Source organism: Nonomuraea sp. NPDC049378, from assembly GCF_055586745.1.
Genome location: NZ_JBVJHP010000003.1, coordinates 469,355 through 479,372, shown reverse-complemented (window position 1 = coordinate 479,372; position 10,018 = coordinate 469,355). Strand labels below are relative to the sequence as shown.

Sequence of the window (10,018 nt, the reverse complement as noted above, 5' to 3'; positions counted from 1 at the left end):
GACGGCACGCCGGTCGACATCATCCTCAACCCGCTGGGCGTGCCCGGCCGGATGAACGTCGGCCAGGTGCTGGAGACCCACCTGGGGTGGATCGCAGCCAGGGGCTGGGACATCTCCGGGGTGGAGGAGGCCTGGGCCGGGCGGCTGCGCGAGAAGGGCTTCGACAAGGTCGCCCCGCGCACCAACATGGCCACGCCGGTCTTCGACGGCGCCCACGAAGAGGAGATCGTCGGTCTGCTGCAGAACACCGTCGCCAACCGCGACGGTGACCGGATGGTGCAGCCGAGCGGCAAGGCCCAGCTGTTCGACGGCCGTAGCGGCGAGCCCTTCCCTTACCCGATCTCGGTCGGCTACATCTACATTCTCAAGCTGCTCCACCTGGTCGACGACAAGATCCACGCGCGGTCGACCGGTCCTTACTCCATGATCACTCAGCAGCCGCTCGGCGGTAAGGCCCAGTTCGGTGGCCAGCGCTTCGGTGAGATGGAGGTGTGGGCGCTGGAGGCCTACGGCGCCGCCTACGCCCTGCAGGAGCTGCTGACCATCAAGTCCGACGACGTTCTCGGCCGGGTGAAGGTCTACGAGGCCATCGTCAAGGGCGAGAACATCCCCGAGCCGGGCATCCCCGAGTCCTTCAAGGTCCTCATCAAGGAGATGCAGTCGCTGTGCCTGAACGTCGAGGTGCTTTCCAGCGACGGCATGTCCATCGAGATGCGTGACACCGACGAGGACGTCTTCCGCGCCGCGGAGGAGCTCGGAATCGACCTGTCCCGGCGCGAGCCGAGCAGCGTGGAAGAAGTCTGAGGGGGAGATCGCACAAATGCTAGACGTCAACTTCTTCGACGAGCTTCGGATCGGGCTGGCGACGGCCGACGACATCCGTCAGTGGTCGCACGGCGAGGTCAAGAAGCCGGAGACCATCAACTACCGCACGCTCAAGCCGGAAAAGGACGGGCTCTTCTGCGAGAAGATCTTCGGCCCGACCCGTGACTGGGAGTGCTACTGCGGCAAGTACAAGCGCGTCCGGTTCAAGGGCATCATCTGTGAGCGCTGCGGCGTCGAGGTGACCCGTGCCAAGGTGCGTCGTGAGCGGATGGGCCACATCGAGCTGGCCGCTCCGGTCACGCACATCTGGTACTTCAAGGGCGTTCCTTCGCGCCTCGGCTACCTGCTCGACCTGGCCCCGAAGGACCTGGAGAAGGTCATCTACTTCGCGGCCTACATGATCACGCATGTCGACACCGAGATGCGTGAGCGTGACCTGCCCTCGCTGGAGGCGAAGATCTCCGTCGAGCGGCAGCACATCGAGCAGCGCCGCGACGCCGACGTCGAGACCAGGCAGAAGAAGCTCGAAAGCGACCTGGCCGAGCTCGAGGCCGCCGGCGCCAAGGGCGACCAGCGCCGCAAGGTCCGTGAGGGCGCCGAGCGCGAGATGCGCCAGCTGCGCGACCGCGCCCAGCGCGAGATCGACCGGCTCGACGAGGTCTGGAGCCGCTTCAAGAACCTCAAGGTCCAGGACCTCGAGGGCGACGAGCTGCTCTACCGCGAGATGCGCGACCGCTTCGGCCGCTACTTCAAGGGCGGCATGGGCGCCCAGGCGATCCAGGAGCGCCTGGTCAGTTTCGACCTCGACGCCGAGGCCGAGAACCTGCGCGAGACCATCCGCAGCGGCAAGGGCCAGAAGAAGGCCCGCGCGCTCAAGCGGCTCAAGGTCGTGTCGGCGTTCCTCAACACGACCAACTCGCCGCGCGGCATGGTGCTCGACTGCATCCCGGTCATCCCGCCGGACCTGCGCCCGATGGTGCAGCTCGACGGTGGCCGGTTCGCGACCTCCGACCTCAACGACCTCTACCGCCGGGTCATCAACCGCAACAACCGGCTCAAGCGTCTGCTCGACCTCGGCGCGCCCGAGATCATCGTGAACAACGAGAAGCGGATGCTGCAGGAGGCCGTCGACGCGCTGTTCGACAACGGCCGTCGCGGTCGCCCGGTCACCGGGCCCGGCAACCGTCCGCTGAAGTCCCTGAGCGACATGCTCAAGGGCAAGCAGGGCCGGTTCCGCCAGAACCTGCTGGGCAAGCGCGTCGACTACTCCGGCCGTTCGGTCATCGTCGTCGGCCCGCAGCTCAAGCTGCACCAGTGCGGCCTGCCCAAGCAGATGGCGCTGGAGCTGTTCAAGCCGTTCGTGATGAAGCGGCTGGTCGACCTCAACCACGCCCAGAACATCAAGTCGGCCAAGCGGATGGTCGAGCGGGCGCGTCCCGTGGTGTGGGACGTCCTCGAAGAGGTCATCACCGAGCACCCCGTGCTGCTCAACCGCGCGCCGACGCTCCACCGCCTGGGCATCCAGGCGTTCGAGCCGCAGCTGGTCGAGGGCAAGGCCATCCAGATCCACCCGCTCGTCTGCACCGCGTTCAACGCGGACTTCGACGGCGACCAGATGGCCGTGCACCTGCCGCTGTCGGCTGAGGCCCAGGCCGAGGCACGCATCCTGATGCTCTCGACCAACAACATCCTCAAGCCGGCCGACGGCAAGCCCGTGACGATGCCCACCCAGGACATGGTCATCGGCCTCTACTGGCTGACCACCCAGAAGGACGGCGCGCTGGGCGAGGGCCGCGTGTTCGGCTCGATCGCCGAGGCGCAGATGGCCTTCGACCGCCGCGAGCTGGACATCCAGGCGAAGATCCACATCCGGCTGAAGGACGTCCTGCCGCCGCGTGACTGGGTCGCGCCCGAAGGCTGGGAGCAGGGCGACCCGATCCGGCTGGAGACGACGTTCGGGCGGTGCCTGTTCAACCAGACGCTGCCCGGCAGCTACCCGTTCGTCGACTTCCAGGTCGGCAAGAAGCAGCTGTCCACGATCGTGAACGAGCTGGCGGAGACCTACCCCAAGATCGAGGTCGCCAACGCGCTCGACGCGCTCAAGGACGCCGGCTTCCGCTGGGCGACGCGCTCCGGCGTCACGATCTCGATCGAGGACGTCGTCGCGCCGCCCAACAAGACCGACATCATGGAGAGCTACGAGCGCCGGGCCGACAAGGTCCAGCGCGAGTACGAGCGCGGTCTGATCACCGACGAGGAGCGCCGTCAGGAGCTCATCGAGATCTGGACGCACGCGACGGCCGACGTCGAGACCGACATGGTCACCGCCTTCCCGGCGACCAACCCGGTCTGGATGATGGTCAACTCCGGCGCCCGCGGTAACAAGATGCAGGTCCGGCAGATCGCCGGCATCCGCGGCCTGGTGTCCAACACCAAGGGTGAGACGATCCCGCGGCCGATCAAGGCCTCGTTCCGCGAGGGCCTGTCGGTGCTGGAATACTTCATCTCCACCCACGGCCAGCGGAAGGGTCTCGCCGACACCGCCCTGCGCACCGCCGACTCGGGCTACCTGACCCGTCGTCTGGTGGACGTCGCCCAGGACGTCATCGTGCGTGAGATCGACTGCGGCACCGACCGCGCCGTCCCGCTGCACGTCGGCGAGCGCGACGCGGCCGGCAGCCTGGTCAAGGCCGAGAACGCCGAGTCCAACGTGCACGGCCGCATCCTGGCCGAGGACGTCGAGGTCGACGGCAAGGTCATCGTCCCCGCGGGTGTCGACATCAACGACAACCACGTCGCGGCCCTGGTCGAGGCGGGCGTCGAGACGGTCCGCACCCGCAGCGCGCTCGTCTGCGAGGCCAAGATCGGTGTCTGCGCGACCTGCTACGGCCGCTCCCTGGCCACCGGCAAGCTCGTGGACGTCGGCGAGGCGGTCGGCATCATCGCCGCCCAGTCGATCGGTGAGCCCGGCACGCAGCTGACGATGCGTACGTTCCACACCGGTGGTGTGGCCGGCGCCGACATCACCCACGGTCTGCCCCGTGTCACGGAGCTGTTCGAGGCGCGCATCCCCAAGGGTGTCGCCCCGATCTCCGAGGCCGAGGGCCGGGCCCGGATCGACGAGACCGACAAGACCAGGAAGGTCGTGATCACCCCCGACGACGGCTCGGAGGAGATCGCCTACCCGGTGTCGATGCGCTCGCGCCTGCTCGTGCAGGACGGCCAGCGTGTCACGGTCGGTCAGCAGCTGGTCGCGGGTGCGGTCAACCCCAACGAGGTGCTGCGCATCCTCGGCCCGCGGGCCGTGCAGCTGCACCTGGTGGCGGAGGTCCAGCAGGTCTACCGCTCGCAGGGTGTGTCGATCCACGACAAGCACATCGAGATCATCGTGCGGCAGATGCTCAAGCGCGTGAACGTGCTGGAGTCCGGTGACACCGACCTGCTGCCCGGCGAGCTCGTCGAGCGTCCGCGCTTCGAGCAGATGAACCGCGAGACGGTGGCGGAGAGCGGCTCCCCGGCCGCCGGCCGTCCGGTGCTCATGGGCATCACGAAGGCGTCGCTCGCCACCGAGTCGTGGCTGTCGGCGGCCTCCTTCCAGGAGACGACCAGGGTCCTGACGGACGCGGCGATCCACGCCAAGTCCGACTCGCTCCTGGGCCTGAAGGAGAACGTCATCATCGGTAAGCTCATCCCTGCGGGCACCGGCATGCCGCAATACCGCAACATCCGGGTGGAGCCGACCGAAGAGGCCAAGGCGGCCATGTACACCGTCGGCGGTTACGACGGCTCGGCGGCCGACTACACCTTCGGCACCGGCAGCGGCGAGGCCGTGCCGCTGGAGGAATACGACTTCGGCCAGTACAACCGGTGATTTCTTAGTCAACGGCAGCTGAACGCGCCCGGGTTTCCGATCAGGAGACCCGGGCGCTTCGCGTTCGCACCCGCGCGTGCCCGGTGTGGCTTTCGGCTCTCTGCGTGTCCGGGGCTCGCCGTGGACGTGGGGTGACCGGCGGGGGCGTGCCGGGTGCCCGGCGGACCACGGAGACGGTCCACAGGGCGCCGTGGCGGCGCTGCGCCACGTGCGGGGTCAGAGGCGTCTCCCTGGAGGTCCCCGGCCCTGTACGGCGTCTGGGTGACGTGGGTGCCGCCGTACCGGAAGGAAGGGGTTGATCGTGATCGCGTGTGGCGACGAACACGCCGGTCCGGGGGACGAGAGGGTCTGCGGGCCTATATCATGGTCGCGGAGCTGTAGATGGGCTGGATGAAGTAGGCCCCGGCGATCCGGAGTGGCACGGCTTGCCCGCCTTGTCGCGCCGTTTTGACGTGTCGCATGGGTCTGGGTAGTCTTGGACATCGTGCCCGTCTCTATGCGGGCTCTCGACCGTGCGCTCAATTGCGAGCGTGGGACGGCTTCCTGGCTCGTAATCCTCGCGGATGTGTCTGTGTGAATAGCGCGACACGCCCGAGCGCGGGGGCACCGGGACAGCGAAAGACAGCAGGTCATGACACCGGCAGAACCTGCACATGCACCACAACTGACGTAACACCGGCCAAGGCACGAAACGGAGTGGCAGTGCCCACTATTCAGCAGTTGGTCCGCAAGGGCCGGCAGGACAAGGTCGCCAAGACCAAGACTCCTGCCCTCAAGGGGAGCCCCCAGCGGCGCGGCGTGTGCCAGCGCGTCTACACCACCACCCCGAAGAAGCCCAACTCGGCACTGCGCAAGGTGGCCCGCGTTCGGCTCACGAACGGCATCGAGGTCACGGCCTACATCCCCGGTGTGGGTCACAACCTGCAGGAGCACTCCATCGTGCTCGTGCGTGGCGGTCGTGTGAAGGACCTGCCTGGTGTTCGCTACAAGATCATCCGCGGTTCGCTCGACACCCAGGGTGTCCGCAACCGCAAGCAGGCCCGTAGCCGCTACGGCGCGAAGAAGGAGAAGAGCTAATGCCTCGTAAGGGTTCTCCTGGCCGTCGTCAGCTCATGGCTGACCCGGTTTACAGCTCGCCGCTGGTGACCGCACTGATCAACAAGGTGCTCCTGGACGGCAAGCGCTCCATCGCGCAGTCCATCGTCTACGGCGCCCTCGAGGGCTGCAGGGAGAAGACGGGCAACGACCCGGTCGTCACCCTGAAGCGCGCGCTCGACAACGTCAAGCCGACCCTTGAGGTTCGCAGCCGTCGCGTCGGTGGCGCCACCTACCAGGTGCCGGTCGAGGTGCGCGCGGCGCGCAGCACCACCCTGGCCCTGCGCTGGCTGGTGCAGTACTCCCGCGCCCGCCGCGAGAAGACCATGACCGAGCGCCTCATGAACGAGCTCCTCGACGCCAGCAACGGCCTCGGGGCGAGCGTCAAGAAGCGCGAGGACACGCACAAGATGGCCGAGTCCAACAAGGCCTTCGCTCACTACCGCTGGTAGGCAGCGCGGCGCGCTGGTTGCCGGCCTGGAGCCGTCACCCTGGTGGCGACTCGCCGAAGGACAACCGTAGGCCCTTGCAACTGAGGGGGCGGGGAAGCTGGCTTCCCCGCGGATAAACGACCGTAGGCCCTAGCAGTTGTAGGGGGCGTGCGGGGGGCCCGGCCCTCCGCAGGAGAGGACGCGAGAGAAGTGGCCACCACGACCGCTCTTGACCTGGCCAAGGTCCGCAACATCGGGATCATGGCCCATATCGACGCGGGCAAGACCACCACGACTGAGCGCATCCTGTTCTACACCGGCATCAACTACAAGCTCGGTGAAGTCCACGAGGGCGCAGCCACGATGGACTGGATGGAGCAGGAGCAGGAGCGCGGCATCACGATCACGTCCGCCGCGACGACCTGTGAGTGGCTCAGTCACACCATCAACATCATTGACACCCCCGGGCACGTCGACTTCACCATCGAGGTGGAGCGTTCGCTGCGTGTCCTCGACGGCGCCGTCGCCGTGTTCGACGGTGTCGCCGGTGTCGAGCCGCAGTCAGAGACGGTGTGGCGACAGGCGGACCGCTACAACGTCCCGCGCATCTGTTTCGTCAACAAGATGGACCGCGTCGGCGCCGAGTTCCACCGCTGCGTCGACATGATGATCAGTCGTCTGGGCGCCACCCCGGCCGTCATCCAGCTCCCCTGGGGCGTTGAGGCCGACTTCAAGGGCGTCATCGACCTCATCACGATGAAGGCCCTCATCTGGAGCGCCGAGGCGGCCAAGGGCGAGATGTACGACACCGTCGACATCCCGGCCGACCACGCCGAGGCCGCCCGTGAGTGGCGCGACAAGCTGGTCGAGACCGTCGCCGAGAACGACGACGAGCTGATGGAGCTCTTCCTCGAGGGCACCGAGCCCACCGAGGAGCAGCTGGTCGCGGCCCTGCGCCGCGCGACGCTGGCGAGCGCCATCAACCCGGTCCTGTGCGGCACCGCGTTCAAGAACAAGGGCGTGCAGCCCCTGCTCGACGCGATCGTCGCCTACCTCCCCGCCCCGACCGACATCCCGGCCTTCAAGGGCCACGCGGTCGGCAACGAGGAGAAGGTCATCGAGCGGCACGCGGACCCGACCGAGCCGTTCTCCGCCCTGGCCTTCAAGATCGCCAGCGACCCGCACCTGGGCAAGATCACCTACCTCCGCATCTACTCGGGCACGCTCGAGGCCGGTTCACAGGTCGTCAACTCTGTGAAGGGCAAGAAGGAGCGGATCGGCAAGATCTACCAGATGCACGCCAACAAGCGCGAGGAGCGCCCGTCGGCGATCGCCGGCCAGATCGTCGCGGTCATGGGTCTGAAGGACACCACGACCGGCGACACCCTGTCCGACCCGGCGAACCAGGTCGTGCTCGAGTCGATGACGTTCCCGGCTCCGGTCATCAACGTCGCCATCGAGCCCAAGACCAAGGGTGACCAGGAGAAGCTGTCCACCGCCATCCAGCGGCTGGCCGAGGAGGACCCGTCCTTCCAGGTCCGCCGTGACGAGGAGACCGGTCAGACGGTCATCTGGGGCATGGGCGAGCTGCACCTGGAGGTCCTCGTCGACCGCATGCGTCGCGAGTTCAAGGTCGAGGCCAACGTGGGCCGCCCGCAGGTGGCCTACCGCGAGACCATCCGCCGCAAGATCGAGAAGGTCGACTACACCCACAAGAAGCAGACCGGTGGTTCCGGTCAGTTCGCGCGGGTGATCATCAACCTCGAGCCGCTGGGCGAGGGCAACGACGGCTACGAGTTCGAGAACAAGGTCACCGGTGGCCGCGTCCCGAGGGAGTACATCCCGTCGGTCGACGCCGGCGCCCAGGAGGCCGCCGAGTTCGGCGTGCTGGCCGGTTACCCGATGGTCGGCGTGAAGGTTACGCTGACCGACGGCGCCGCCCACGACGTCGACTCCTCGGAAATGGCCTTCAAGATCGCCGGATCGATGGCCTTCAAGGAGGCCGCGCGCAAGGCGGACGCCGTGCTTCTCGAGCCGATGATGGCCGTCGAGGTCACCACGCCCGAGGACTACATGGGTGACGTCATCGGTGACCTCAACGGACGCCGCGGGCAGATCCAGGCGATGGACGAGCGGGCCGGCGCCCGTGTCGTCGAGGCGCTCGTGCCGCTGTCTGAGATGTTCGGCTACGTGGGTGACCTGCGTAGCAAGACGCAGGGGCGCGCGAGCTACAGCATGCAGTTCGACTCCTACGCGGAGGTGCCTCCGGGCATCGCCAAGGAGATCGTCGCGAAGGCCCGGGGCGAATAACCCCTGGCCCCGAGGTGGTTGAGGCGGCGGAGATCGTCGCCCCGCCGCCGAGGGGCCCGGGGCGAACAAGTTCCTGGTCCCTGGCAGGGTGGTGAGAGCCACCCCGCCGCCAAGGGGTTCGGGAGTTCCCGGGCCCAAGTGTGCAGACGAAAGTCAGTCAGATTCTCAAGGAGAGAACCAGTGGGCAAGGCCAAGTTCGAGCGGAACAAGCCGCACATGAACATCGGCACCATTGGGCATATCGACCACGGTAAGACCACACTGACCGCGGCGATCACCAAGGTGCTCCACGACCGTTTCCCCGAGCTGAACGCCGCGACGCCGTTCGACAAGATCGACAAGGCGCCGGAGGAGAAGGCTCGCGGCATCACGATCTCGATCGCGCACGTCGAGTACCAGACGGAGAAGCGTCACTACGCGCACGTTGACTGCCCGGGTCACGCCGACTACGTCAAGAACATGATCACCGGTGCCGCCCAGATGGACGGCGCCATCCTCGTGGTCGCCGCCACCGACGGCCCGATGCCGCAGACGAAGGAGCACGTCCTCCTGGCCCGCCAGGTCGGCGTCCCCTACATCGTCGTGGCCCTCAACAAGTCCGACATGGTCGACGACGAGGAGATCCTGGAGCTGGTCGAGCTCGAGGTTCGTGAGCTTCTCTCCGCTCAGGAGTTCCCCGGCGACGACCTGCCCGTCGTCCGCGTCTCCGCGCTCAAGGCTCTTGAGGGCGACGAGAAGTGGGCCGACAGCATCGTCGAGCTGATGAACGCCGTCGACGAGAACGTCCCCGAGCCCCCGCGTGAGACGGACAAGCCGTTCCTCATGCCGGTCGAGGACGTCTTCTCGATCACCGGTCGCGGCACGGTCGTCACCGGCCGTATCGAGCGCGGCATCGTCAAGGTCAACGAGCAGGTCGACATCGTCGGCATCAAGCCGGAGAAGACGACCACCACCGTCACCAGCATCGAGATGTTCAACAAGATGCTCGACGAGGGTCACGCCGGCGACAACGCCGCGCTGCTGCTCCGCGGCATCAAGCGCGACGACGTCGAGCGCGGCCAGTGCATCATCAAGCCGGGCACGACCACCCCGCACACCGAGTTCACCGGCCAGGTCTACATCCTGTCCAAGGACGAGGGCGGCCGGCACACGCCGTTCTTCAACAACTACCGTCCGCAGTTCTACTTCCGTACGACTGACGTGACCGGTGTGGTGAACCTCCCCGAGGGCACCGAGATGGTCATGCCGGGCGACAACACCGAGATGCGCGTTGAGCTGATCCAGCCCATCGCCATGGAGGAAGGCCTCAAGTTCGCGATCCGTGAGGGTGGCCGCACCGTCGGCGCCGGTCGGGTCGTCAAGGTCATCAAGTAGCTTGACCGCTGGGGCGGGGGGGGGGGGGGGGGGGGGGGGGGGGGGGGGGGGGAGGGGGGGAGAGGAACCGTATAGAACCAACGACGCTGGCTCAGCGCTGTCTCCCGTCCCC

Annotated in this window: 6 protein-coding genes; all 6 read left to right on the top strand. The window is 67.1% G+C overall.

What is annotated here, in order from left to right; all coding sequences use genetic code 11:
- Positions 1–804 (top strand): DNA-directed RNA polymerase subunit beta (locus ACZ6SA_RS09970; protein ID WP_465827435.1); only part of this gene is annotated, 804 nt, incomplete at its 5' end.
- Between the two features lie 16 nt (positions 805–820).
- The gene (locus tag ACZ6SA_RS09965) at positions 821–4,696 is read left to right on the top strand and encodes a DNA-directed RNA polymerase subunit beta' (RefSeq protein WP_347646471.1); all 3,876 of its coding nucleotides are present in this window, start codon (positions 821–823) and stop codon (positions 4,694–4,696) included.
- A 702-nt stretch (positions 4,697–5,398) separates the two neighbouring features.
- Positions 5,399–5,773 (top strand): 30S ribosomal protein S12, encoded by a 375-nt coding sequence (gene rpsL, locus ACZ6SA_RS09960; RefSeq protein WP_043623420.1) that lies wholly within the window; start codon positions 5,399–5,401, stop codon positions 5,771–5,773.
- Positions 5,773–6,243 carry a 30S ribosomal protein S7 gene (rpsG, locus tag ACZ6SA_RS09955; RefSeq protein ID WP_020542314.1) on the top strand — a complete coding sequence of 157 codons (471 nt, stop codon included), beginning with the start codon at positions 5,773–5,775 and terminating at the stop codon, positions 6,241–6,243. Before rpsL ends, rpsG begins: the two co-directional genes overlap by 1 nt.
- Before the next feature lie 240 nt (positions 6,244–6,483).
- On the top strand, positions 6,484–8,532 hold the full coding sequence (gene fusA, locus ACZ6SA_RS09950) for an elongation factor G (RefSeq protein WP_443157161.1): 2,049 nt from the start codon (positions 6,484–6,486) through the stop codon (positions 8,530–8,532).
- A 180-nt stretch (positions 8,533–8,712) separates the two neighbouring features.
- Positions 8,713–9,906: an elongation factor Tu gene (gene tuf, locus ACZ6SA_RS09945; protein WP_347646474.1), complete on the top strand. Its 1,194-nt coding sequence runs from the start codon at positions 8,713–8,715 to the stop codon at positions 9,904–9,906.
- The last annotated feature ends 112 nt before the right edge of the window (positions 9,907–10,018 follow it).